The organism is Gemmatimonadota bacterium (genome assembly GCA_039715185.1).
Taxonomy (GTDB): domain Bacteria; phylum Gemmatimonadota; class Gemmatimonadetes; order Longimicrobiales; family RSA9; genus DATHRK01.
The window spans coordinates 11,357-35,152 of the sequence record JBDLIA010000028.1; the positions used below are offsets into that span (position 1 = coordinate 11,357).

At 72.3% G+C, this 23,796-nt stretch carries 22 protein-coding genes and 1 tRNA gene; all 23 read right to left on the minus strand.

The features are described from left to right. Nucleotides 1–68: 68 nt before the first annotated feature. Nucleotides 69–1,388, minus strand: a complete 1,320-nt coding sequence (locus ABFS34_07145; GenBank protein MEN8375209.1) for an ABC transporter ATP-binding protein — start codon at nucleotides 1,386–1,388, stop codon at nucleotides 69–71. After that, the gene (locus ABFS34_07150; protein MEN8375210.1) at nucleotides 1,378–2,262 is read right to left on the minus strand and encodes an ABC transporter permease; all 885 of its coding nucleotides are present in this window, start codon (nucleotides 2,260–2,262) and stop codon (nucleotides 1,378–1,380) included. Before ABFS34_07150 ends, ABFS34_07145 begins: the two co-directional genes overlap by 11 nt. Beyond that, nucleotides 2,259–3,116, minus strand: coding sequence for an acyltransferase (locus ABFS34_07155; GenBank protein ID MEN8375211.1), 858 nt, complete (start codon nucleotides 3,114–3,116; stop codon nucleotides 2,259–2,261). The genes ABFS34_07150 and ABFS34_07155 overlap by 4 nt, the downstream gene beginning before the upstream one ends. Beyond that, nucleotides 3,106–4,722 (minus strand): FAD-dependent oxidoreductase, encoded by a 1,617-nt coding sequence (locus ABFS34_07160; GenBank protein ID MEN8375212.1) that lies wholly within the window; start codon nucleotides 4,720–4,722, stop codon nucleotides 3,106–3,108. Before ABFS34_07160 ends, ABFS34_07155 begins: the two co-directional genes overlap by 11 nt. 7 nt (nucleotides 4,723–4,729) lie before the next feature. Then, the gene (locus ABFS34_07165; protein MEN8375213.1) at nucleotides 4,730–6,265 is read right to left on the minus strand and encodes a fibronectin type III domain-containing protein; all 1,536 of its coding nucleotides are present in this window, start codon (nucleotides 6,263–6,265) and stop codon (nucleotides 4,730–4,732) included. Next, nucleotides 6,265–7,467 (minus strand): tetratricopeptide repeat protein, encoded by a 1,203-nt coding sequence (locus tag ABFS34_07170; GenBank protein ID MEN8375214.1) that lies wholly within the window; start codon nucleotides 7,465–7,467, stop codon nucleotides 6,265–6,267. The genes ABFS34_07165 and ABFS34_07170 overlap by 1 nt, the downstream gene beginning before the upstream one ends. Beyond that, nucleotides 7,464–9,410 carry a hypothetical protein gene (locus ABFS34_07175; protein MEN8375215.1) on the minus strand — a complete coding sequence of 649 codons (1,947 nt, stop codon included), beginning with the start codon at nucleotides 9,408–9,410 and terminating at the stop codon, nucleotides 7,464–7,466. The genes ABFS34_07170 and ABFS34_07175 overlap by 4 nt, the downstream gene beginning before the upstream one ends. Nucleotides 9,411–9,584: 174 nt before the next feature. Next, nucleotides 9,585–10,685: a hypothetical protein gene (locus ABFS34_07180; protein ID MEN8375216.1), complete on the minus strand. Its 1,101-nt coding sequence runs from the start codon at nucleotides 10,683–10,685 to the stop codon at nucleotides 9,585–9,587. A 26-nt stretch (nucleotides 10,686–10,711) separates the two neighbouring features. Further along, nucleotides 10,712–10,782 (minus strand) — tRNA-Gln (locus ABFS34_07185). A gap of 54 nt (nucleotides 10,783–10,836) precedes the next feature. Further along, complete coding sequence (locus tag ABFS34_07190; GenBank protein ID MEN8375217.1) at nucleotides 10,837–11,886, minus strand: lysylphosphatidylglycerol synthase transmembrane domain-containing protein; 1,050 nt, start codon at nucleotides 11,884–11,886, stop codon at nucleotides 10,837–10,839. Nucleotides 11,887–11,948: 62 nt separating this feature from the next. Next, a complete protein-coding gene (locus ABFS34_07195) occupies nucleotides 11,949–13,271 on the minus strand; it encodes a hypothetical protein (GenBank protein MEN8375218.1) in 1,323 nt (440 codons plus the stop codon). Beyond that, entirely contained in the window at nucleotides 13,268–14,017 is a 750-nt protein-coding gene (locus ABFS34_07200; GenBank protein ID MEN8375219.1) for a pyridoxine 5'-phosphate synthase, read from the minus strand. Before ABFS34_07200 ends, ABFS34_07195 begins: the two co-directional genes overlap by 4 nt. Further along, entirely contained in the window at nucleotides 14,014–14,910 is an 897-nt protein-coding gene (locus ABFS34_07205; protein MEN8375220.1) for a Rossmann-like and DUF2520 domain-containing protein, read from the minus strand. Before ABFS34_07205 ends, ABFS34_07200 begins: the two co-directional genes overlap by 4 nt. Continuing rightward, nucleotides 14,907–16,196 carry a GTPase HflX gene (gene hflX, locus ABFS34_07210; protein ID MEN8375221.1) on the minus strand — a complete coding sequence of 430 codons (1,290 nt, stop codon included), beginning with the start codon at nucleotides 16,194–16,196 and terminating at the stop codon, nucleotides 14,907–14,909. The genes ABFS34_07205 and hflX overlap by 4 nt, the downstream gene beginning before the upstream one ends. After that, entirely contained in the window at nucleotides 16,193–16,678 is a 486-nt protein-coding gene (locus ABFS34_07215; protein ID MEN8375222.1) for an LEA type 2 family protein, read from the minus strand. Before ABFS34_07215 ends, hflX begins: the two co-directional genes overlap by 4 nt. After that, a complete protein-coding gene (locus ABFS34_07220; GenBank protein MEN8375223.1) occupies nucleotides 16,675–18,102 on the minus strand; it encodes a replication-associated recombination protein A in 1,428 nt (475 codons plus the stop codon). The genes ABFS34_07215 and ABFS34_07220 overlap by 4 nt, the downstream gene beginning before the upstream one ends. A gap of 94 nt (nucleotides 18,103–18,196) precedes the next feature. Continuing rightward, complete coding sequence (locus tag ABFS34_07225) at nucleotides 18,197–18,910, minus strand: ZIP family metal transporter (GenBank protein ID MEN8375224.1); 714 nt, start codon at nucleotides 18,908–18,910, stop codon at nucleotides 18,197–18,199. Then, the gene (locus ABFS34_07230) at nucleotides 18,907–20,253 is read right to left on the minus strand and encodes a CCA tRNA nucleotidyltransferase (GenBank protein ID MEN8375225.1); all 1,347 of its coding nucleotides are present in this window, start codon (nucleotides 20,251–20,253) and stop codon (nucleotides 18,907–18,909) included. Before ABFS34_07230 ends, ABFS34_07225 begins: the two co-directional genes overlap by 4 nt. Nucleotides 20,254–20,264: 11 nt before the next feature. Beyond that, nucleotides 20,265–21,044 carry an NAD(+) synthase gene (gene nadE, locus ABFS34_07235; GenBank protein ID MEN8375226.1) on the minus strand — a complete coding sequence of 260 codons (780 nt, stop codon included), beginning with the start codon at nucleotides 21,042–21,044 and terminating at the stop codon, nucleotides 20,265–20,267. Between the two features lie 16 nt (nucleotides 21,045–21,060). After that, nucleotides 21,061–21,819, minus strand: a complete 759-nt coding sequence (locus ABFS34_07240) for an SDR family NAD(P)-dependent oxidoreductase (GenBank protein ID MEN8375227.1) — start codon at nucleotides 21,817–21,819, stop codon at nucleotides 21,061–21,063. Further along, entirely contained in the window at nucleotides 21,819–22,406 is a 588-nt protein-coding gene (locus ABFS34_07245) for an SIS domain-containing protein (GenBank protein ID MEN8375228.1), read from the minus strand. The genes ABFS34_07240 and ABFS34_07245 overlap by 1 nt, the downstream gene beginning before the upstream one ends. Beyond that, complete coding sequence (locus tag ABFS34_07250) at nucleotides 22,403–22,825, minus strand: hypothetical protein (GenBank protein ID MEN8375229.1); 423 nt, start codon at nucleotides 22,823–22,825, stop codon at nucleotides 22,403–22,405. The genes ABFS34_07245 and ABFS34_07250 overlap by 4 nt, the downstream gene beginning before the upstream one ends. Beyond that, nucleotides 22,822–23,796 (minus strand): DHHA1 domain-containing protein (locus tag ABFS34_07255; GenBank protein MEN8375230.1); only part of this gene is annotated, 975 nt, incomplete at its 5' end. The genes ABFS34_07255 and ABFS34_07250, both read right to left, overlap by 4 nt.

A 23,796-nucleotide genomic window follows, 5' to 3' on the forward strand; every position in this document is an offset into this window, starting at 1 on the left:
CAGCGGTCAGCGCGCACCGCGCTGGTGACATCGGGCCGCCGGGGCGTCTGCAACCCGCGCTCTCTCGCTCAATCCGCTGCGGTGGTGCTCGTGCTGGACGCTCCGTGACCGGCTCCCGGTCCAGACGCCTCCTGAACGGCAACCGAATAGCGCGCTGAAACGACCCCCTCACGCGGCGCCCCTCCCCTCGGCAGAGGCGCAACCCCGCCCTCGACCTCGACCTGGAACGCGACGTCGACGGCGTCGATCGCGCGCCCCGCCTCGTCGCCTAGCCAGAGTCCGCCCTGGTAGATGCCCGGCCTCAGGTGCAGCCTCTCCAGAGCAACGCGCACTGTGTTGCGACCGGCCCGGAGCCTCAGGTCTGCGGCGTCCAGGTTGAGCAAGCAGGTGCCGCCGGGAGGAGATAGCGTCAGCGAGAGGCTACGCGCGGTGAGGGGCTCGGAAGCCTCCACGAGGATTTCGAACTCCAGCGGCCTATCGGGGGCAACGCCTCCGTCACCGGGCTTGCCGAACCGGACGGCGCCGAAACGCGCCTGCCCCGAACCGCGCCGCGGCGCCGTATCAAGCTCGATCCACCTGCCCGTCGAGGAGGTGGTGCCATCGGGGACGTACTGGGCGACCACCTCCTCGGTCGAGCCGATGGCGCTGATGCGGCCGTGATCCAGAAGCACGCAGCGGTCGCAGAGGCGCCGGATCGCGCGCAGGTCGTGACTTACCACGAGCACAGTACGGCCCAGATCCGTGGTGAGGTCGTGCATGCGGGCGATGCAGCGGCGCTGGAACGCGTCATCGCCCACGGCCAGTACCTCGTCGACCACGAGGATATCGGGTTCGAGGTGGGCGGCCACCGAAAAGGCGAGTCGCAGGTACATGCCGCTCGAGTAGAACTTCACGGGGGTGTCGATGTAGCGGTCTATGCCCGCGAAGGCGACGATCTCGTCGAACTTGTCGAGGATCTCGCTACGCTTCATGCCGAGCACCGCGCCGTTGAGGAAGACGTTCTCCCTTCCGGTGAGCTCGGAGTGGAAACCTGCGCCTACCTCGAGCAGCGACCCGACCCTGCCGCGGACCTCCCCGCGCCCCTCCGTGGGAGCGGTGACGCGGGAGAGGACCTTCAGCAGGGTGCTCTTCCCTGCCCCGTTGCTGCCGATGATGCCGACGGCCTCACCCTCGACGACATCGAAGCTGACGTCCCGGAGCGCCCAGATCACGTCGGTGGATGAAGCGCCGTCGCCAGAGATCACCCGCCTCGCCCACGCCGTCGTATTGCGACCGGCGGCGGCGATCTGGTCGCGCAGTGTGTTGTGTCGACCCTTCAGCTTACCGGTCCGGTAGCGCTTGCCCAGACCGAAAGCGCGGATCGCGTATCGGGTGCCTTCAGACGACATCGGCGAACCCCGCTTCCACACGCCTGAAGTAGAAGGCCCCGGTCACGAACAGCAGCAGCGCTACCAACGCCGAGGCCAGGACCAGACCGGGGGGAGCCGAGTCCGTCCCCAGAAGCGTCCAGCGAAAGCCCTCGACCACGCCCGCCATGGGGTTGAGGCCATACAGGGTGCGCCAGGGCTCTTCGAGCAGGCTGCTTGGATATGCGATCGGAGTGATGAAGAGCCATGCCTGAACGGCGAACGGCAGCGCGTGCCGGATATCTCGGTAGCGCACGTTCAGGGCGGACAGCCAGAAGCCCACTCCCAAAGCGGTGACCGTCGCGAGGAGAAGAAGCGCGGGTATCCAGACCACGTTCCCAGTCGGGGCTATCCCGTAGTAGGCCATCATCGCGATCAGCACGAGGAAGGCGATCGCGAAGTCCACCAGGCCCGCCAGCACGGCCGCTATCGGCACGGTCAGCCGCGGAAAATAGACCTTCGTGATCAAGTCTCGGTTGGACACCAGACTGTTGGCCGACTGGACAAGGCCCGTAGCGAAGAAGCTCCAGGGAACCAGCGCAACGAAGCTGAAGATGGGATATGGCACTCCGTCGGAGGGCACTCGTGCGAGACGGCCGAAGAAGATGCTGAACACGACCATCGTGAAAAAAGGCTGCAGCACAGCCCAAGACGCCCCGAGAAGGGTCTGCTTGTAGCGGACCTTTATGTCGCGCCAGACGAAGAAAAACAGCAATTCCCGGTAGCGCCACAGCGAGGCGAGGTCCAGCGGCATCCACCTCCGCGGCGGACGGATCACCTCCACGTGGAGCGACTCGCGACCTGCCGCCCGATCCGGCTGCGCAGCCACCGAAGCGTCCAGGTGTGAAACGCTCATCGGGGCAACTCCCCCGCGACCTCCGGCCCTTCGGCGGCCGCCTCGCGCTCAGTCCCCACATTCCGGTGGCGGACGACCCGCGCGGGCACGCCCACCGCTACGGCCCCGGGTGGCACGTCCTCGCGCACCAGCGAGCCCGCGCCGATCACAGCGTTCGCGCCGATCGTCACCCCGTCGAGCACCGTCACGCGCGCCCCCAGCCAGGCCCCATCGCCGATCGTAATGCCCCTCGACAGGCGCGCCTGGTGGAGAATGGGGGTGTCCAGATCAGCGAACGCGTGCTCGCCTGCGATGACTGCGGTGTAGGGGCCGATGGAGACGTTCGAGCCGACCGTGATGTGGCTACCGGTGCGCAGGTAGCAGTTGGGCCCCATGGACACGAAGTCACCGAACTCGATCGACGCGTCCGTGCCGCTCAGGATGCTGTTGCGGCCGATGAGCACGTCGCTGCCCAGGCGCACGCGGGCGTTCGGCCCGCTGCCCTTGGCGTCCAGCACGGCGCCCTCGTCGAGCGTCACGTTGTCGCCCACGCGGATGCGTCCGGGGCAGCGGAGGGTGACGTTGCGCCCCACGAGGAGGTTGCGCCCGGCTCCCTCGAGCAGGTGCGGCAGCAGCGCCTTGCGGAGAGCGAGGCCGAAACCGCCGGGCACCGGCCCCAGCATGGCCACGACGGCCTCGTAGGCGATCAGCGCGCCAAGCGACGTGCTGCCGACGAACATCGCCTGATACTTGGCCAGCGCCGACGCCCCCTCGCCCTTGAGGTGCTCGATGAGCGGCGTCGCGGCGTCGCTCGCCGGCGCGAGGCGCCCCTCGGCTTCGCCGCCCCCCTGCCCCTCTCGCGGGTCAGCTTCCATCGTCGTCTCCCACCCGTCCCATGACCTGCGCGATGACGCCGTGGTCGCCGCGCGCCAGCGCCAGCGCGGCGGCGGCGAGTTCCTCCGCCCTGTCGTCCACGAGCGCTCGCGGCCCGAGCTCGGTGCGCCGGTACAGCAGATCGTCCACGGTGCGGCCCATTTCGTGCCGGGCCGCGTGCACGAGCTGCCCGAAGATAACAGGCGCTCCCGCCACCACGCGCCTGTCCCAATCCCTCACCTCGCGCATGGCCGTGACTACCGCGGCGGCACCCGAACCGTAGCAGCGCAACAGGTGGTCGCGCACGTCCGGCGCGAGCGCCACGCCGGCGGCGGCCTCGACAGCGTCGGCGCGCCCGGGTTCGGCCGGCTCGCCTCCCGGCAGCGGAAGGTACGAATCGGCGGGGCGCAGGTCGGCGCCCCGCAGCTCACGGCACAGCGCGTCCACAACGGACTCCGCCAGCTTGCGCGCGTAGCTGAATCGAACGCTCACCACGCTGACCAACCCCGCCGCGCCGTCGGCCGCGTGATCACGCACGAGCGGACGACGCAGCAGCCGCACCCGGCCGGGGTCGCCAGCCGCCGCGGGGAGGAGTCCCGCGTGCGTAAGCAGCACGTCCTCGGCGCGCACGCGCGGTCCGTCCCACGCTGCGTTGGCCTCTGCCAGGAGCGGCGTCGGGTCCTGTGAGGCGGGGTCGAACGCCTCGGGGGCGCCGTCGAAGGGATAGTGGCCCGTGCCCAGAATCGTGCGCCCGCGCCAGGGTACGAACAGGAGCTGCCGGGCCGCGCCGTTCCAGCGGCTGCGCAGAGCGAAAGCGACGCGGTAGCCCAGGTCCGGCAGCACCACGTTCAGCGCCAACGAATGCCGCACGCGGCGCGCGGGAGCCCCCCGCAGGCGACCGCTGAGCGACCGCGCGGTAGCCCCGGTGGCGACGACCACCCGGCGCGCCCCGATCTCCCACGTCCCGCCGTCGAGGGTGTCGCGCAGGCGAGCGCCGCGAATCGAACCGTCGGGGGACCGCAGCAGCTCTTCGAGCTGGGCGTGGTTGGCCGCCCGCGCCCCGGCCGCCACGGCCGCTTGGACCAGCGCCAAGACCAGCCGGGCGCCGGAGTACATCTGTCCTTCGTGCCAAAGCGCGGCGCCGGTCAGCCCGTCCCCGGGCAGGTCCGCCACGTGCGCGCGGGCCTGATCGCGGGTGAGCATCCGCCAGCCGGGGAACGGCCTGTCGCGCGCGCGGACGGGCGACAGGGCGGCGGCCGCGCTGAGCGCGACGCGCAGCGCCAGCCGGCCCTGGCTCGGACCGCGGTAGGTGGGGAGGAGAAAGGGGAGCGGGTCGACGAGGTGCGGCGCCATGCGCGCCCAGCCGGCCTGTTCGCGGGCCCCGGACCGAACCGCGCCGACGGCGAGGCGGCGCAAATCGCGCAGGCCTCCGTGAAGTATTTTCAGGCTGTTCGCCGACGTACCCGCGCCGAAATCGGCGCGTTCGACCAGCGCCGTGGACAGTCCGCGGAGCACCGCGTCGCGCGCTATGCAAGCGCCGGTGACCCCGCCGCCGACGACCAGCAGGTCGAATTCCTCCCCGGAGAAGCCCTCGCTGAGTGCTCGCACGGGGAGACTATCCGTCAAGCGTCGTGCCGTCGGCCCGATTGGAGTAGGCCGAGCACCCGGCCGAGCTACAGGCGCGCACTCGGTAATCGAACTTGGTTTCCTCGGGCAATCCGGTGTCGGTGAACGTAATCACGTCCGCGCCCAGCTCGGCGATCCGGCTCCAGCCGCCGCCCCCGGACCCGTTCCTGCGCTCCAACTCGAAGGTCGTCTCGTCCGCAGAGTTGTCGGCCCAGTCGAGCCGTATCTGGCTCTCGGACAGCCCCGTGGCGACCAGGTCGGTCGGTGGGTTCGGCGGCGCGGCGGCCGGGGTGGTCACCGGCTCCTCGTTGGAGAAACCGGAGCAGCCGGCGGCGTTGCAGGCCTGCACGCGGTACACGTATCCCGTGCCGGCGGCGAGAGCCTCGTCCATGAAGGCGGGGACGTTCGGATCCGTGGTGCCCACGAGCTCGAACGCGTCGGACGAATCCAGCCGCCGCTCCACTCGGAATTCCTCCTCGTTGGACGCGTTGTCGATCCATTCGAGGCTCACCGCGGTCGCCGACGTGGCGGTCGCCGTGAGCTCACTCGGCGCCGCCGGTGCCCCCTGCGGGGCGTGCGTCGCCGCCACCACCGGGCCTACGTAGTCAGAGCACCCGGCGGCGTTGCACGCCCTCATGCGGTACGCGTACGTGGTGCCGGGGGTAAGCGGACCGTCGGTGTGGGAGGTCGCGCCCGCCGCCGCCACGCCGACCTCTACCCACGGAGCGAACAAGGACGAACGCCGCTCGATCCTGAAGGTCTCCTCGTCGTCGGACGCGTCGATCCAGGACAGTTCGATCTCCGTCTCGGACACCCCGTTGGCGACCAGGCCCTGGGGAGGTGTCGGGGCTGAAGAAACCACCTGGAAGGTCACTTCCAGCACGGCGGCCACCGCCGGGCCCGCACCGGATACGGTCACCTGCGCTCCGTAGCTGCCCTCGGCTATCTCTCCGGGAAGCGCGCGCAGGCGCAGCGTCGTGGGCGCGGACTGAGCGTCCAACTCCGACTCCAGCCATCCGCTCGGGCCACCGCCATCGTACGCGACGCTGACGGTCAAGCCGAACAGAACTCCGCCCCCCGCGTTGGAGACCGCGACGGCGACCTCTTCGGACGGCAGGCCGCGCCGCCGGGCGCTGACGGTGGCGGTCGCGGGATCGACCGCCACCGCCGGCACGGACGATACCGACACGGTGGCCGAACCGTCGACGCTCCCCATTTCGGCGGTGATGTCCACCGTCCCCTCGGCCAGCGCGCTCACCAGGCCGTTGCCGTCCACCGTGGCGATGGAGGGATCCGCCGAGCGCCACGTGATGGGACGCGGCAGGGCGTTGCCCGACGCATCCGTGGCGGTCGCCTGGAGCCGCCGCGTCGCGCCGATGTCCAGCGCAAGCGAGCCCGGGGTCACGCTCACGACCGCGACCGGCACCGGCTCGACGACCACTTCATCGCAGCTCAACAGGGCCGCCGCCATGCAGATCATGCCGGCCGCGGCTCTGGACGGTCCGGATTTGCTCGATACGACCATCAGAACCTCATGCGCACGAAGGACAGATCCACACCCTCTCCCCCCGCACCGATCGCCGGGCCCAGCTCGATCCGCCCCGCCTCGGTCTCCACCGACAGCCCCAGGCGCGGCCCGCCCGCGCCGGCTCCCGAAGACCAGAGGTGCTGCTCGAGGGCGCCCAGAACGGATACGAGGGCGGCCGCCCCGATGCCGGCGGCGAGGTACGGACGCTCCGTGGCTGTGCCCACGACTTGCCCGGCCGGGCATTCGCCACCCACTGGCAGGACGATGCAGCTCACCGTCTGCCGCTCGCTCATGACTCCGAGCGCCACCGCACCCGCCGCTGCGGCCAGGGCCAGGACGCCGACGCCGTATCGACCCGATCGGAACTGACCCAGACCGGGGAATACGGCGTTCGCCGCGAAACCGGTCCGCTGCACCGCGGGGCTGGACGGCTGCACGACCGGCGGAGGCGGCGGCGCTTCCAGCGCGGCGAGCCGCAGCTCGACCGGAGCCAGGTCGTCCGCGTCGGGGCGCAGCTCCAGGTACCGCCGCAGGTCCGCGCGGGCGCCCGCCGTATCCGCGGCCTCCGCCCGCACCAGCGACCGGTTGTACCAGGCCTCGGGCCAATCGGGGGCCAGAGTCACGGCGTTGGAGAAGGCGGCGTCCGCGCCGGCGATGTCCCCTTCCCCGGCCCTCTGCAGCCCCAGGGAGAAGGCCGCCTGGCCGCGCCCGTCGACTGACGGCGGCGTGGCCTCGGCGAGGGTCGCGAGGCGCTCCACGGCGTCCTCGGCCTGCGCGCCGGTCGACACCAGCGCCAAGAATCGACAGTACTCGAATACCGCGCCCGCCGGATCGCTCGCGTCCTCCAGGCCGCGCGCCAGCCGATACGCGACCTCGGGCGCCGCGGGGTCCAGCGCGGCGGCGCGACGCAGCAGATCGGTGGCACGGTCCGCCTCGCCCAGCAGCGCCGCTTCGTCCGCCTGGCCGAGCAGCGCCACCGCCCGATCGCTGTCGGCCGTCGTCGCCGTTCCCGCCCCGAACGGACCCAGCCGCTCGCACACCGATACCGGGGTGGGGAGCGGCTTCAGGTCGCCGGACAGATCTCGCTGAGCGCTGGCGGGAGAAGCCGGAGCGCCCAGCAGCGCGCCGGCAACGCCGAGCAAGGCGAGCGCGCGGACGGGCGGAGTGGCGATCTGAAGACGGGCCGTGATCACGGTCATGGCCTCCCGGAGACCCGCGTCGGGGTCGATCGGTTGTCGCGGCTCCGGTCTCCGAGCTGGCCGTGACGATTGTAACCCCAGCAGTACTGGCGGCCGTCGGTGGCCAAGGCGCAGGTGTGCGCGCCGGCGGCCCAGAGCTGGCGGAAGCGCAGGTCTCCGCTTACCCGTTTCGGCTCGACGCGGGGCTCGGTGGTGCCGTCGCCGAGCTGACCGTAGGCGTTGCTGCCCCAGCAGTAGGCGACGCCGTCGCCGCTGAGCCCACACACGTGGACGCCGCCCGACGCGATGGCGCGAAACGAGACCTCCGCTGACACCGCCTGGGGCGCGTCGCGGTCGGCCATGTCGCCCGTACCCAACTGCCCCGAGTGGTTGCGCCCCCAGCAGTGAACCACGCCGTTGGAAGCGAGCCCGCACGAGTGGTCGCTACCCGTCGCCAGCGCGCCGAAGTGCAACCCCCCGGCGACCGCCCTGGGACGCGTTCGCGTGGCGGTCGAGCCGTCTCCCACCTGGCCGTAGCGGTTGCGTCCCCAGCAGTAGGCGGCTCCCTCGAGCGACAGCGCGCAGGTGTGCAGCCAACCCGCGCTGATCGCGCCAAAGCGCACCTCAGACGACACGACCGAGGGCGCGGAGCGGTCGTCCAGGCCCCCGACGCCGAGTTGTCCGGTGTCGTTTCCGCCCCAGCAGTAGCCGCGCGAGTCGATTCCCACGGCGCAGTTGTGCCCGAGCCCCGCCGCAATCAAGCGCAGGGGCACCGGGGACTCGACCTTGCGCCCGTCCAGCGCGGCGCCGGTCCGCGACGCGCCGAGCTGTCCGTTTCCGTTGGAACCCCAGCAGTAGGCGTCTCCGGCGTCGGTCAGCGCGCAGGCGTGGCGTACCCCCGCGGCCGCGGTGGCGAACCGCAACCCATCCGCCAGCTGCCGCCCGAGTTGGCCGCTGGTGTCGTCGCCCCAGCAGCGCAGGTCTCCGTCCTCGCCAACCCGGCACGTGAAGGTGCCGCCCGGAACGAGTCCGGGGCGCACCGCCAGGGCCGCGCTCGCCGCGGCGGTTGGCCGAGCCTCGCTGCCCTCCGGGCCTTGGGTCGGATCCCCCCCCGCGGGCCCCGGCGAGGCCACGGCCTGGGGCTCGGCGGCCGCCAGCGCCGGCGCCACCGCGAAGGCGCGGAAGATCACCTCGCGGCGTCCGTCGTCTCCGAGCCGGGCGACCAGCGTCTGGCCCCCCGCGCGCGCTCCCAGTCTCCACGACGCGCGCGCCAGGCCGGTGGCGTCGGTGCGCGAGCTGGTCGGCGACACGCCTCCGCTGCCCTCCGCCGGGATGAAAGCGACGAGCACGCCGGGCACCGGACGACCGCCACCGTCCAGCACGCGCACGGCCACCGAATCCGCCAGCCGGGTGCCTGGCGCCACGCTCTGCGCGCTGCCCGACGCGCGCAGCGTGGCCGCCACCAGGTCCACGCCCTCGGCGGGCGCGGTCGGGCTGGCCGAGTCGGCAACGGCCTCCGGGGCGTCTGTCGCGTCTCCGGGCGCGGCCACGACGGGGAGGCCCCGCGGGTCGGTTGGGATCACCGCGCCGGGCTCCAGCGACCCCGCTAGCGGATCGCCCTCGAAGCCGCCGCCGACCAGTACGGCCGCCGCGCCGAAGCCGAGCACCACCGCGGCGATCGCGGCGTAACGAGGCCACCGCCGGCGACGCGGCTTATCGAGCGGCCACGGGGCCGCGGGCACGGGTCCGGACCCGAGTGGAGCTTCATCGTCCGCCGGCAGGGGCAGCAGGACCCTCGGCAGGTGATCGAAGGGGTGCCTGCGGCCGGGCTCTTCGGGGCGAATCGCGGGTGTCAGATCGACAAAAGGAGACCCCGCGGCGTCGCGCCGCTCGGGCGCGTCGTCGCCTCCTGATGCGTCGGGTAGGGAGCCCTCGCCCGCGGGCGGGGGGGAATCCTTCGACATCGCGGCGTCGGTGGAGTCGCAGGGGGGCGCCCACCGTCGCGCGGGCGCCTTCGAGGGGCGGTTTCCGCCCCCTTCTATGTTAGCGGCAAGCGCTGGACCACGGTAGCCAAAACCGGCGTTCCGGGGCGCACCTCCGCATCACACCGACGATCGAAGTGTCGCGCGGGTCACTCGTCAACGCGCTGGGGAGAGCGGCTCGAATTCGGCCCGCCAGGTGCGCGGCGCGTCGTCGTCGCCCGCCGGTGCCTCGTCGATCCACGTGAAGGCGCCGTTCCCCGACAACGTGACGCACGCCGTCCCGCCGTTCTCCCCCGCCCGAGCCTGCGACCAAACGAGTTCCCGCGAGCCCACGTCGCCGTACAGGACGCGCGCCGCGGATGCCGGACGGTCGTCCAGAATCGTGATCTCCGGACGGTCGGCCCCGGTGCTGTAGGTGATGTGAGCGAACCGCTGGCGCGGCCGGCCATCCTCCTCCCAGTCGAGGAACACCAGCACCGCGCAACCGCCCAAGACCCTGTACCCCCGCAGGGTCGCCGGCGCTGCCGGCTCCGCGTCGCCCGCCAGCCGACCCTCGAAGCGGCCGACCAGGCGGTCCAGCGGAGCGAAGCCGTCCGCGGTGCAGCGGCCGCCTCCGGCGTAGGTGTGCGCGTCCCCGCCGGCGGGGTCCAGCGTGGGCACGTCGGCTGTCCGCGAGAACTCCATGATCCAGTTGTTCGACCACGTTTCGCCGCCGTCGCGGGTGTAGGCGTCGTCCCACCGCAGCGACCGCGGGCCTATGTCGTTGAAGGAATACCGGGCGAGGGTGGTGGTCCCGTCCGCGTTCTCGCTCGAGGAGAAGAAGTCCCCGCGGCCGTGTCGGAAGCCGCCGCTCAGGCTGGAGGAGCCGGCCCTGTTCGCGCCCGGCCAGTTGAGCCACAGCGTCCACTCGCCCCGCGCCGGATCGTAGTAGCGCAGGCTGTAGCCCTTGATGCGCTCCGAGTCCCACAACTCCAGCACCGCCTTCCCGTTCAGGATCGGATAGATGCGCGCCACGGCCCGGTGCGTGTCCTTCCACGAGAAGTCAGGCTGACGTATGCGCAGGTTCACGTCCCATTCGCCCACCCAGAAGTCGAACTGCCGGGCCTCCGCCGGCAGGTCCGCGGACACCGGCCACGCCGGCGCGTACGCTCGCCCCTGGGCCAGCACGGGTAACGCGACCGCAAGGAGGAGCGCAGCGGCGAACGGCGCTGCGGCGAGCCAGCGCGACCGACGCGTCGACGAAGCGGATCGAAGCATTGTGACGGCTCCTTACAAGGTGGGAATTCCGGGGGGAGGAATCGAACCTCCACAGCGAGATCCAAAGACTCGCGTCCTGCCATTAGACGACCCCGGAGCAGCTGAAAAGCTATACAAGGCCCCGAGGCGACGCTATCCGCCCGGCGATCCCTCAGCCGCGGGGGTCGCGGTCGGCCGCCGGGCCGCCGCGCAGCGCGACGTCGTCCTCCACCGCGGTCTCCACGATGTCCTCGCTGCCGCCCACCTCACCCCACGAAAGCCCGATCCGCGACGCGTACCAGAGTCCTATCAACGTCACCGGGATGAAGCCGGCCAGGTGGAAGCCGATTGCGAACGCCGCGGCCGGCGTGGGGTCGACGCCCCAGACGCCCTCCAGGCCCACGGTCGCGGCCCACTGGTAGAGCCCGAAGAATCCGGGCGCCGACGGCACCGCGACGACGAGCGAGATGATCGACTGGAGAAACATGGCGCCTATGAACGGAACGTCGATCCCGAACGCCTTGAAAGCGAGCCAGAAGCCCAGCGAATTATACAGCCAGAGGCCGATCGACCACGCGCTGATCTCCACCAGGAGGCGCGGGTTCTTCAGCACCTTGAGCCCGGATAGAAACGCCTCGAGGGCGTCGACGATGGGGCGGCAGAAGGACCGGGGCAGGGTCGCTCTGGCGAGCCGCTCGGCCCACGCCACCGCGCGGACCGGGCTCCGCACCATGGCGACGAGCACGGCCACGAGCGCCAACGGAGCCACCAGGCCCAGGGTGGCCATCCGGCTGACGAGGCTGCCGGCGTCGCCTACCTCGGGGAAGCTGGGCCAGGCCACCGCTACCGCGAGCAGACCGACCACCGTGAGGCCGTCGAAGATGCGCGCCACGACGAGTGACCCGAACGCCCCCGGCATCCCCACCGGCTCCTGACGCGCCAGGGCGTACGCCCGAACGAACTCGCCCACGCGCGCCGGAATGAGGTTGTTGGCCATGAAGCCGATCATCACCGACGAGAACCGCGAACCGAAACGGGTGGCCACGACGGGTGCCAGGATCGGCTTCCAGCGGAACGCTCGCACGACCATCGTGGTCGTCGCGACGAAGGTGGCGAGGATCAGCCAGAGCGGGTCCGCTCGGCCCATTTCCGAGACGACGTCGCCCAGGTCCACGTCGCGCAGAACCCACCACAGCAGCGCCGCGCTGATCGCGATGCCCACTGCGGCCCGCCAGTTCAGCCAGCCCGACCGGGCCCGAGGAGACCTGGCGCTCGCGGGCGCCGTCACGCGCGCGCCAGGTCGATCAGGTCGAACACCTCTTCCACGATGTCCCTGGCGCTGACGGGGTCGGCCTTCTCCCAGGCCGATCGCAGCTGCGCCGCTCGGCGGAGCGCCCGCGCACCGGAGTAGCAGAGGTCGGAGATCGGGACCGCCCCCTCGGGGTCGGCGAGCGCAGGCGCGGGGGCGGGCGCCTCGGAGGCCCCCGCCGTGACGATGGGTGCCGCGGCCGCGTCCACGCGATCCGGCGCGGGCCGATCGGCCTCGGCGTGCGCCGGGGGCTCTTCAGCGCCGAGCGCGTCCAGAACCTCCGCGGCGAGCCCCGCGACCAGCGACGGCAGCTCTCCGTGCTGCGCCACATCGATCGAACCGACGGCCTCGTCCAGACGTCCGCCCACGGCGCCGAAGCCGAACGTAACCGCGGTGGTGGACAGGGAGCTCAGGGCAGACTTCAACCGGTCGACAGCGGTCGCGGTCCGTCCCTCGGCGGCGTCCCCGGCCAGCTGCTTCGCACGGGCGAGCTCCGCGCGCGCCTCGGACCTGAAGAAGTTCACGACCTCGACCGGGATCTCGGGCTCGCCGTCGCCGGCGCCCAAAGCGACGGCGGCGGCGCGATCGAGTCGCATCAGAACGGCCTCCTGGTCCTCCCCCGCGCCGTCGTCGAACGCCTCCAGCGCCGTGGCGATTTGACCGAAGGCCGCCGAAAACTCCTCCCCTCCGGGTTCGCCGGTGAGCAGCCCGCGCGCCAGCGAGTCAGCCACCTGCAGGCAGCGCGCTACCACCGGCACATCCGCCAGCGCCGAGCTCCCCGACAGCGCGGCCTGCGCGTCCAACAGACCGCGCAGCGCGGCGGGATCCGGCGCTTCCATCGAAGCCGCCACGGCAGCGGCGCGTGCCGCGGCGGCGATGCGCTCGGCCTCGGCCCGCAGGAACGCCCCGAAGTCGCCTTCCTCCTCTACCGCCGCATCCGTCCCTCCGGCGAGCGCACCCGAGGTCGGGGCGCCGAGAGGCGCGAGCGTGGCGAGCGCGGCGTCCGCGGTGGCGACGCTCTCCGTGTCGGCGACGGCCTTCAGGTCGCCCAAGGCGGAGGCGAGCGCCCCGCGGGTGGCGTCGTCCCAGGCGAGCCCGCCCTCTTCAGCGGTCCGCACCACCGCCTCCAGCGCCAAGGCGACGCGAAGCGTCTGGTCGCGCGACGCCATGTGCGCGCTGCCGCGCAGACGCCGCGCTGGCGCGCGCAGCCGTGCCGCCTCCGCTTTGGTCGCGAGGAGGCTTTCGAGCTCGGCGACGCACTCGGCCGCCTCCGCGGCGAAGAACATGGGCAGGCTCACGAGCGCGCCTCTCGCAGAAGGCGCTTCATCTCGCGCACCGCGCGCTCCATGCCGACCAGCACCGACCGCGAGACGACGCTGTGGCCGATGTTCAGCTCCTCGACGCCTTCCAGGGCGGCCACCGGGCCGACGTTCTCGTACGTCAGGCCGTGCCCCGCGTGGACCCGCAGGCCGAGGTCCATCCCGAGCTCCACCGCCGCCTCGAGCCGCTCGAGCTCGGCGCTCCACTCGGCCACGCCGGCGCCGTGGCGGCGCGGCCACGCGTTGGCATATTCGCCGGTGTGCAGCTCCACCGCGTTGGCGCCGAGGTCGGCCGCGATGCGGACGTCCTCTGGAGCGGGATCGATGAAGAGCGACACGGGAACGTCCGCCCCGCGCAGACGAATCAACGCCTGATCGACGCGGCCGCGGGAGTCGGGGTCGCGCAGCGCAAGCCCGCCCTCGGTGGTGACTTCTGCGCGCTTCTCCGGCACGAGCGTGGCCTCCATCGGCCGCACCTCTTCGGCGACGGCCACCACGTCGCTCGCGGCGGCCAGCTCGAGGTTCAGGCCGGTGCGTATCGTGGCGGCCAGCAGGCGCACGTCGCGGTCCTGGATGTGCCGCCGGTCTTCGCGCAGGTGCACCGTGATCCCATCGGCGCCGCCCAGCTCCGCGAGGACGGCGGCGCGCACCGGATCGGGCTCGTCCGTGCGGCGAGCCTGCCTAACGGTGGCCACATGGTCGACGTTGATGTGAAGGCGCATCATGGAATCTCAGAGAGCAGCGCCGCGATTTCGTGCGCCCGGTCCGCGTCCAGGCCAGACCGGAGAGCGACGCGCAGGGCCTCCCGGCCGAGGGCGCAATATACGGGGCGGTCTTCGGCCGACAACCGAGTCAGATGCAGGCGAACCGTGTCCACGTCTCCGCGAGCGATCGGCCCGGTGAGCGCTCTTGCGAGCCCCAACTCTTCCACGTTGTCCAAAGTGCCTCGGACCAGGGGCAGCAGCGCGCGAACCCTCTCCCGCTCGTCCAGGCCGAGTCCATCCAACTGGCGCGCGGCCAGGTCCAGCAAGGCGACCAGATAGTTCGAGGCGATCACCGCCGCCGCGTGATACGCGGGCCGAACGTGCGGCGGCACGACCAGCACCTGATCGGCCAACCTGCCCACCAGCCGGCGAGCCGCCTCCATCGCCTCGGCATCGCCACCGATCGCGAAGGCGCAGCCCCGCAGCCGAGAGGCGCCCGCGGCCGGATCGGCCACCGTCTGGAGGGGGTGCAGCGAGCCGGTCGGGTAGCCCATCTCACGCAGTGGCTCGAGGACCGACGCGGTCAGCGCTCCGGACAGGTGCAGCGCGACGCACCCGCGCGGCCGGGGAAAGGCGGACAGCGCGCGCGCGGCGCTCCGAAGACCGTCGTCCGGCACCGCCAGCAGCACGACCGTGGTGTCTGGCAGAGGCGCGGTGACCCCCTCCTGGTAGGACACGCGGGGGTCCGAGAACAGAGGGGTTTGCGGTGGGACGGCGGACCGACTCGCGTAGCAGAGCGAGCTCGCCGTTCCCGCTCCCAGCAAGGCCTCGCCCAGAGCGAGCCCCATGCGCCCCGCGCCTAGCACGTACACGCGGTCGCCGTCGGCCGGGGCTGGGCTGGAGGAACGACTCACCCGCCCGCCACGCGCACCCCCGGCCGGGCCCGCAGCCGACCCAGCATGGGCCTGGGCAGGCGCGCGACGACGTCCACCCGCGCGCCTTCGTGATTGGTCGACACTACCTCGCCTTCGCGGTATATGGCGGCTAGCGCCTCCCCGTCAGAGGCGGGCAAAGACACCGAGACCTCGGGACGTTCGGCGCGGACCCGGTCCAGCAGCGCGCGCCGCAGCTCGTCCAACCCTCCCACCTCGTGCGCGGAGCAGAGCACCGGCGGCGGGTCGAACCGGCCCGCGAGCCGCAGGCGCAGCGCGTCCTCCTCTTCGTGCGTGAGCCGATCGATCTTGTTGAACACGTGCAGCGTCGGGTGGCCGCGCAGTCCGAGGTCCGCCAGCACCTCGCGAACCACCTCCAGGTGCTCGGGCCAATCGGAGGCAGACGCGTCGATCACGTGCACGAGCACGTCCGCCGACGCGGCCTCTTCCAGGGTGGCCCGAAACGACGCCACCAGGTCGTGGGGGAGCTTGCGGATGAAACCCACGGTGTCGGTCAGCAGGAGGCGGGTGCCGTCCAGCTCCACGGCGCGCGTCGCCGGATCCAGCGTGGCGAAGAGCCTGTCCTCCACGAAGAGGTCCGATCCGGAGAGTCCCCGCAGAATCGATGACTTGCCGGCGTTGGTGTATCCGACCAGGGCCACCTGGAACTCCCCGGCCCGGGCCCGTCGCTGCGTTTCGCGACGGCGCTCCACCACCTGCAGCTTGGCGCGCAGGTCCCGGATGCGCCGGTTGATGATCCGGCGATCGCTCTCCAGCTGAGTTTCACCGGGTCCGCGCAGGCCGATGCCGCCCCGGATCCTGGAAAGGTGGGTCCACATGCGCTTGAGCCGCGGCAACAGATACTCGAGTTGGGCGAGCTCGACCTGCATCTGGGCCTCGGAGGTGCGGGCCCGAAACGCGAAGATGTCGAGGATCAGCTCGGCGCGGTCGACGACGCGAAGATCAAGCGCCTGCTCCAGGTTGCGGCCCTGGGCTGGCGACAATTCGTCGTCGAACACGACCAGGCCCGCTGCGCGTTCCTCCACCAGCTCCTTGAGCTCGGCGACCTTCCCCTTGCCGATGTAGAAGCGTGGGTGCGGCGCACCGAGCCGCTGCACGACCGTGCCCACGACGTCGGCTCCAGCGGTATCGGCCAGCCGCCCCAGTTCGCGCAGGTGCTCGTCCGCCACGCTCTTGGGCAGGTCCGAGGCGGGAGCGCCGACCAGGATCGCTCGCTCGCGCTCCTCGCGATCGTCCAGCTCGATCACCGGCGCGCGCTCCCGTTCAGGTCCGCGAACCCCTCCTGTCGATACGGCACGCGCCGGCGGATGGGCCGCTGGAGGTCCACGCTCCCGGACACCCTGTACCGGGGCGCTTCGCCCGCGAACACGGTGCTGGCCAGTGAGAGCGCGTCGCCCAGCCCGAACTCGACCGGGATCTCCACGTCGGCGCTGCCGAGCGCCGGCACCGTGAGTCCGTCCTCCAGCTCGCCCTCGGCCAGATCGACCCAATCTTCCCCGCGCCCGAGGTCCAGATCGTAGTCCACCCTGGACGCCTCGATGTCGAAGTCGTTGGGGTTGTCCACGCGCACGAGAACGTGCACCACGCCGCCGTCGAAGCCAACGCGACCCACGCGCACTCCCTCGATGCTTATCCGCGGCTCCACGAAGTCCGGCGTGCACGCCGCGATCGTCGCCAGGACCAACAGCGGCAGCAGCGCGGCGCCCCGCAGCCGAGAGTATGCCGTCACGAGGTCCGCTCCGGGCCCGTTTCGGCCTCGCCCTCGGATGCTTCGGAGCCTCCGGCGCCCACGTCCCCGGTGCGCGCGCGCCACGCACGCAGCCGCTCGGCGATCTGGGCCTCCTCGCCGAACTCGCTGGGCTCGTACAGGACCGCCTCACCGATAGAGTCAGGCAGGTACGCCTGCGGCTGGTGGTGCTCCGGGTCATCGAACGCGTACCGGTAGCCGGCGCCGTACCCGAGCTCCTCCATCAGGGGCGTGACCGCGTTGCGAAGGTGGAGCGGGATGGGCTCCGCGGGCGTCTCCCGCGCCAACTCCCTGGCCCGGCCGAAGGCCTCGTAGACGCGGTTGGACTTGGGCGCCGACGCGAGGAACACGGCCGCCTGCGCGAGCGCCAGGTCGCCTTCCGGCGAGCCCAGGAAGTGGTAGGCGTCGCGGGCGGCCACGGCGAGGGGCAGCGCGCGCGGCTCCGCCAGCCCGATGTCCTCGCTGGCCATGCGCACCAGCCTTCTGGCGATGTAGAGCGGGTCTTCGCCCGCCTCCAGCATACGCGCCAGCCAGTACAGCGCGCCGTCGGGGTCGCCTCCCCGCACCGACTTGTGCAGCGCCGAGATGTGGTCGTAATGACCCTCGCCACTCTTGTCGTAGCGCGGCACCCGGCGCTGCAGCGCCTCGCGCACGGCGTCCGCGCCAATGCGGCCGCCCCGGGTCAGAGCGGCCGCGGTCTCCAGGGCGTTCAACGCGCGCCTCGCGTCGCCGTCCGAGGCCAGCGCCAGCAGATCGAGCGCCTCGTCGTCGACGTCCACCCCCGCCAGGGCATCGTCACCCGCCAACGCGCGTTCCAGGAGGCGCCGCACGGCGGCCTCGGAGAGCGACTCCAGGACGAACACGCGCGTCCTGCTGAGGAGCGCCCCGTTCACCTCGAACGAGGGATTCTCCGTGGTGGCGCCGATCATCGTGACGAGGCCAGTCTCCACCGAGGGCAGCAGCGCGTCCTGTTGGGACTTGCTCAGGCGATGGATCTCGTCGATGAACAGCAGCGTCGCCCTACCCGCGCGCGCTCGCTCAGCGGCCGCGTCGAAGATTTTCCTGAGCCTGGGCACGCCTTCCGACACCGCGCTGAAGGGGACGAATTCCGCGGCTGCGTGTCGAGCGATGACGCGCGCCAACGTGGTCTTGCCGGAACCCGGAGGTCCCCAAAAAACCAGGCTCGGAACGGCGTCGCCCTCGATCAGCGCGCGCAGCGCGCGGCCCTGCCCCAGCAGGCGATCCTGGCCCACGATGTCGCCGAGGTCGGTCGGCCGCACCCTGGTGGCCAGGGGCTGCCGCCCGCCGGCGGCGCCCGTCCGCGCGGCCGGGAGCCCGGAAGCGCCGACCTTCGGCGGATCGGGTGCGCCGCCGCGCTCGGGAGGAAATAGCTCCAAGTCGCTCACCTGTCCTCCTACCCTGCTGGCCGGCCGGTGTCCCGGGCGCGCGGGCCCGGCATGGGGCCACCAATCCACCCGCTGCCGGAGGTCACCACGGCGCTCAGAACGGCGCCACCAGACGGGCCAGGTAGTACGCCGCCACGCCGACGAACACTCCGCCCGGCAGCAGCCAGCCGCGCTGGCGCTGCGCCTCCGGGATCAGGTTGGACGCCGCCACGTAGAGCGTAACGCCGGCCGCGAGCGCCAGGCCGTACCGTTCCAGCAGCGTGCTCGCGGGGGTGATCAGGGCGCCCACGACGGTGGCCGCTGCCACCACCGCGACCGCCGCCAGGGTCCGGGAGCGGTCGTTCCCGCTGGCCAGCATGATGCTGGCCAACGCGGCGCCGGCCGGCACCTTGTGCAGGAGCACCGCGAGCGCGATCAGCACGCCCAACTCGGCCGCAAGAGCGTACCCGCCCGCGATCGCTACGCCGTCGAAGAACGCGTGCGGCAGCATCCCGGCCACCGCCATCAGACCCACCCGCGGCGACACCATCGCGTCCGCGTGGGTCTCCTCGCCGAAGTGGAAATGGGGGACGACGGTGTGCTGGGCGAGGTGAACCCCCAGGTACCCGAGCAGAACCGCGGTCAGGCCGTGCGTGACCTCCAGCGCCGGAGGCAGCATCTCCAGCAGCGCCACCGCCAGCATGAACCCGGCGCCGAAGCCGACCAGGAAGCCGAGCAGCGTGCGCCTGCCCAGGGCCCCCTGGGTCACCACGAGCGCTCCCGCGACGTTGGCCGCCGCGACTATCAGCACCAGAGCAAACACGCTCACGGACGCCGCTCCCGCACGAGCCCCAACAGGCGCTCGCGATCGTTGGCTCGCGGTTCGTCCAGCACCACCTCCAGGAGCTCACGCAGGATCAACGAGAACTCGGGACCCGGCGTCAGCCCGAGCTCGATCAGGTCGGAGCCGTCGATGGCGAGGTCGGAGATGGAAAGCGCGGGGCGGTCTCGCAGGACCGCGCGCGCCATCCGCCAACGCTCGATGAGATCCTCGGCGGGCGGCGCCCCGCCCGACCGCACGACCGCCGCGCGCACACGAGCCGAGCGCAGGCGGAACAGATCGGCAACGCGCTCGGGCCGGACCCTGCTCAGCCAGCGGCGCACGCGCGCGCCGTCCGAGTCGGGCGGGAACAGGTCCTCCTGCAGCGCGACCAGATCGCCCACCCTGTCGATATCCGCGTTCGAGTATCGCAGCCGCCCGAGCAGCTCGCGGGCGAGCCGGGCGCCGGCCCGCTCGTGGCCGGTGAAGCGCCAGCCTCCGCGCAGGTCGCGGGTCCGCGCTTCGGGCATGCCGACACGCGCCAGGAGCGCCGCGAGCCGCAATCCGCCGCGCTCGGGGCGCAGGTGGTCCACGGCGAGCAGGGTCTCCGACCAGGGCGTAGTGACGGGGCCCAACTCGGTTTCCAGGTCCACCAGATCCGCCAGCGGGGGCGCGACGTGTCGCATGACCCCGGACGCCGCCAGTAGCGACAGCGCGGCGGACGGACGCCGGTGAGCGAGGATCTTGGTCAGTTCTTCGCGCACCCGTTCCGCCGACAGGTTGTCGACGGACGCGCGGGCGGCCACCAGCGCCTCCCACGTGCGCGGAGCGATGGCCAGGGCGAAGCGGCCCGCGAACCGTACCGCGCGTAGGATTCTCAGGTAGTCCTCGGCGAAGCGCTCTCGCGCCTCGCCCACCGTGCGGAGCACGCCGCTGCGTAGGTCCCGCTGCCCGGCGAACGGATCCAGCAGCTCGTGCCGTATCGGGTGCCAGGCGATCGCGTTGATGGTGAAGTCGCGCCGCGACAGGTCGTCCTCGATCCGGTCCGCGAACCTCACGACCGCGTGCCGGCCGGTGGTCTCCACGTCCCGCCGGAAGGTGGTGACCTCGAGCATGTCGCCGCTCGGCCCCAGCACCCCGACGGTGCCGTGCTCCACCCCGAGCGGAACCGTGCGCCGGAATATCCGGCGCACCTCCTCCGGCCTGGCCGCGGTGGCCAGATCCCAGTCCGAGCCGCCGTGGCCGAGCAGCGCGTCGCGCACGGCACCGCCCACCGCCCAGGTGTCGTGGCCGGCGGCCTCGAGCCGTTCCGTAACGCTCCGCACCAGGGTGGGCGCCAGGAGATCGGGCATGGCGGAGACGATCAGTCGAGCCGCGCGAGCGGCGCGGGCTCGACCTTGTGGCGGCTCGCCGCAATGCGGCCTCGAATGAGCTCGTCCACCGCGGCATCGCCCGACGTACCCCGCAGCAGGAAGGCGTCCAGGCGCTCGTAGGTGATGCCCATCTCGCCTTCGTCGGTCTGGCCGGGCTCCAGCCCCGCGGTCGGCGGCCGCTCGATGATCTCCGCGGGCACGCCCAACTCCCGGGCGAGCGCCCAGACCTCCGACTTGACCAGGTCCGCCAGCGGAAAGATGTCCGCGCCCCCGTCGCCGTACTTGGTGAAGTAACCCACGGCGAACTCGGCCGCGTTTCCGGTACCGACCACGAGGCGGCCGAGTGTGTTCGCGAAGTAGTACAGGCTGGCCATGCGCAGGCGCGGCTTGACGTTCATGCGCGCCAGGCGCTCGCGCTCGGCTCCGGCCGGCGGCAGGTCGGCCCCGGACGCGGCCCAACGGAGCGCGTCCAGCAACGCGTCGAAGGCGTCCTCGAGCCGGACCTCGGCGGTGGCCACGCCGAACTTACGGGCGACCTCGCGGGCCAGGCGCGCGTCATCGGGCGCCGACTCGATGGGAAGGATCACCCCCAGGCACCGCTCGGCTCCCAGCGCCTCCGCTGCCAGACCGCACACGACCGCCGAATCGACCCCTCCGGAGAGACCGAACACGGCTCCGTCCGAACCCGACTCGCGAACGCGATCGGCTATCCACGCGACCAGCCGCGCGCGCACTTCCCGGGGCTCTCTCGGGTCCCTCTTCGGCGTCACCTTCGCGCCCTCCGTCTCATAGCACCGCGCCTCCGTTCACGCTCACCGTGGTGCCCGTGACGTGCCGCGCCAGGCGGCTGCACAGGAACACCACCGGCCCAGCCACGTCCTCCGGCTCGGCCACCCTGCCCAGCGGTATGCCGGCCTCGATGCGCGCGCGGCCTCCTCCCGCGAACGCCGCCTCGCACATCTCTGTGTCGACCCACCCCGGCGCCACGCAGTTGACCGTGATGCCGCGCGGGGCCAGCTCCACCGCCAGGCTCTTCACGAGCCCCGCGAGCGCCGCCTTGGAGGCCGCGTAGTCTGCGTGCCCGGGCTCGCCCCGCTGGCCCGCGGTGGAGCTGATCAGAACTAGGCGCCCGCCGTCGGCCAGGCGCCGGACCGCGGCGCGCGTGACCTCGAAGAGCCCGTCCAGGTTCAGCGCGAGCGTGGCGCGCCAGCGCTCGGCGGACAGCTCCCCGAAAGGCACGTATTCGGCGGGCCAGACGCCGGCGTTGGCCACGAAGATGTCCAGTCCCCCTAGCGACTCGACGGCATCCGCCACCAGCTCATCGGCCGCTCCCCGCACGGCCAGATCGGCGCGGGCCGTGTGCGCCCGCACGCTCTCGCCGCGGGCCTGCTCGGCCACCGCCAGGGCTTCCTCCTCGCGAGTCCGGTAGGCGATGCACACGTCGGCCCCGGCGCGCGCGAGGTGGAGAGCGATGGCGCGGCCGATGCCGCGAGACGCGCCGGTCACCAGGGCGCGGCGGCCGGCCAGTCCCAGGTCGATGGCCATCAGGCGTCGTCGGTCGAGCGCAGGCGCTCCTCCACGACCGCGCACACGGCGTGACCGATGGCGAGGTGCGCCTCCTGCGCGTGCGCCGGGTCGTCGGTGTCCAGGACCAGCGCCACATCCACCAGGTCGCGCAGCGGACCGCCGCCGGCGGCGAGCAGCGCGACGGTGCGCACGCCGGCCGCGCGGGCCGCCTCCGCCGCCCTCAGCAGGTTGGGAGAGCGGCCGCTGGTCGAGTGCATCACGAGGACGTCGCCTGCGCGACCGTGCGCCTCCACCTGACGCGCGAACACCTCCTCGAACCCCAGATCGTTGGCGGCAGCCGTGAGGAGCGACGTGTCCGTGGTCAGCGCCAGCGCGGCCAGGGGCTTGCCCGCGCGGCGGAAGCGCACGACGTACTCGGTCGCGAGGTGCTGCGCGTCGGCCGCGGAGCCGCCGTTCCCAGCGAAGTAGACCCTGCCTCCACCCCTCAGGGCTGCGGTGATCGCTTCCGCGATCCGGCCGACGGCGTCCGCCTGCTCGGCCGCGGAGCGCTCCAGCAGCCTGGACAGCCGCAGCAGGTGCTCGGTCGGATCGATGGGGGCGCTCACGGTCGAACCGGGAGCAGGGTGGCGAGGCGCGCGGGCGACAGCCAATCGGCGATCGCATGCACGGACTCGGGGCCGTCCTGGGCGGCGGCCTCCAGCGCGTACGTGAGCAGCGCGTCGACCACCAGCAGATCAGCCGCCCGGGCTCGCAGCGCGGCGAGCGCCGGCGCGCCTTGCGGGCCGGCCGCGGCGAGCTCCTTGGACCCGGGCCCAGCCGGCTCACGAGCGAGCGCCGCCAAACCCTGCAGAGCCAGCCCGCCGAGCCGCGACGCGCGCGGGCCGACGCCCTCCGGCACAGAAGGCATCTCGTCGGCTGCGGCTTCCACCACGGAGCGGATGCGCGTCGCAAGGGCCGGCGGCGGCTGTGGCTCGCGCTCGGCCAACCAACGCATCACGTCCCCCGCGTCACCGGGGGTGCTCACGCGTCGGCCTCCAGGAGTCCCTTGACCAGTCCCGGCACCGCACGCAACGCCTCAGCAACCTGGTCCGGGTCGCCGACGCCTCCCTGCGCCATGTGTGGCCGTCCGCCGCCGGATCCACCGGTGCGCGTGGCCACTTCGCGCACCAGCACGTCGGCGCGCACGCCGCGGCCCACCAGATCGTCGGTCACCACCGCGAACAGCGACGTGCGCTCGGGCAGGCGCGCGGCGAGGACCGCCGCTCCGGTGCCCAGCCGCGCCCGCAGCGTATCCCCGAGCTCGCGCAGCTCATCGACGGATCCCACCTCGACTTCGCGCGATACGATGCGCGCGCCGTCCACCGCTTCCGCCTCGGCGACGATGGCGCCGACCACATCGTCGGCGTCCGCCGCGCGCGCCTCGCGCAGCCGCTTCTCCAGCTCGCGGACCTGATCGCCGAGCTGCTCGACCCTCTCTACCAGGCGCTCGGGGGCGACCTTGACCTTGTCCGAAGCGGCGCGCAGCGTGGCCTCGTGCCCCACCGCCAGCCTGTAGGCCGCGGGCCCCGTGATCGCCTCCACGCGCCGGACTCCGGCGCCGACGCTGCTCTCGGACACGATGCGGAACTGTCCGATCTCCGCGGTGTGGCGCACGTGCGTGCCACCGCACAGTTCCATGCTGACGCCCGGAATCTCGACCACCCTCACCAGGTCCCCGTACTTTTCTCCGAACAGCGCCATGGCGCCGGCGTCCACCGCCTCGCGGTACTCGCGCTCGACGGGCTCAACCGCGTGGTCTTCGAGCACACGAGCGTTCACCCACGCTTCGACCGCCGCGCGCTCTGCGCCGGTCATGGGGCCCGTGTGGGCGAAGTCGAACCGCAGCCGATGGGGCGCGACGAGCGACCCGCGTTGGACGACGTGCTCACCCAGCACTCGGCGCAAAGCCGCGTGCAGCAGGTGCGTCGCGGTGTGGTTGCGTTCGGTGTCGTGGCG

Bases quoted from the DNA above. Each gene is read 5' to 3' on its own strand.
- ABFS34_07145 (MEN8375209.1), bottom strand. From the start codon at position 1,388: ATGTCGTCTGAAGGCACCCGATACGCGATCCGCGCTTTCGGTCTGGGC.
- ABFS34_07150 (MEN8375210.1), bottom strand. From the start codon at position 2,262: ATGAGCGTTTCACACCTGGACGCTTCGGTGGCTGCGCAGCCGGATCGG.
- ABFS34_07155 (MEN8375211.1), bottom strand. From the start codon at position 3,116: ATGGAAGCTGACCCGCGAGAGGGGCAGGGGGGCGGCGAAGCCGAGGGG.
- ABFS34_07165 (MEN8375213.1), bottom strand. From the start codon at position 6,265: ATGGTCGTATCGAGCAAATCCGGACCGTCCAGAGCCGCGGCCGGCATG.
- ABFS34_07170 (MEN8375214.1), bottom strand. From the start codon at position 7,467: ATGACCGTGATCACGGCCCGTCTTCAGATCGCCACTCCGCCCGTCCGC.
- ABFS34_07175 (MEN8375215.1), bottom strand. From the start codon at position 9,410: ATGTCGAAGGATTCCCCCCCGCCCGCGGGCGAGGGCTCCCTACCCGAC.
- ABFS34_07180 (MEN8375216.1), bottom strand. From the start codon at position 10,685: ATGCTTCGATCCGCTTCGTCGACGCGTCGGTCGCGCTGGCTCGCCGCA.
- ABFS34_07200 (MEN8375219.1), bottom strand. From the start codon at position 14,017: ATGATGCGCCTTCACATCAACGTCGACCATGTGGCCACCGTTAGGCAG.
- ABFS34_07230 (MEN8375225.1), bottom strand. From the start codon at position 20,253: ATGCCCGATCTCCTGGCGCCCACCCTGGTGCGGAGCGTTACGGAACGG.
- ABFS34_07240 (MEN8375227.1), bottom strand. From the start codon at position 21,819: ATGGCCATCGACCTGGGACTGGCCGGCCGCCGCGCCCTGGTGACCGGC.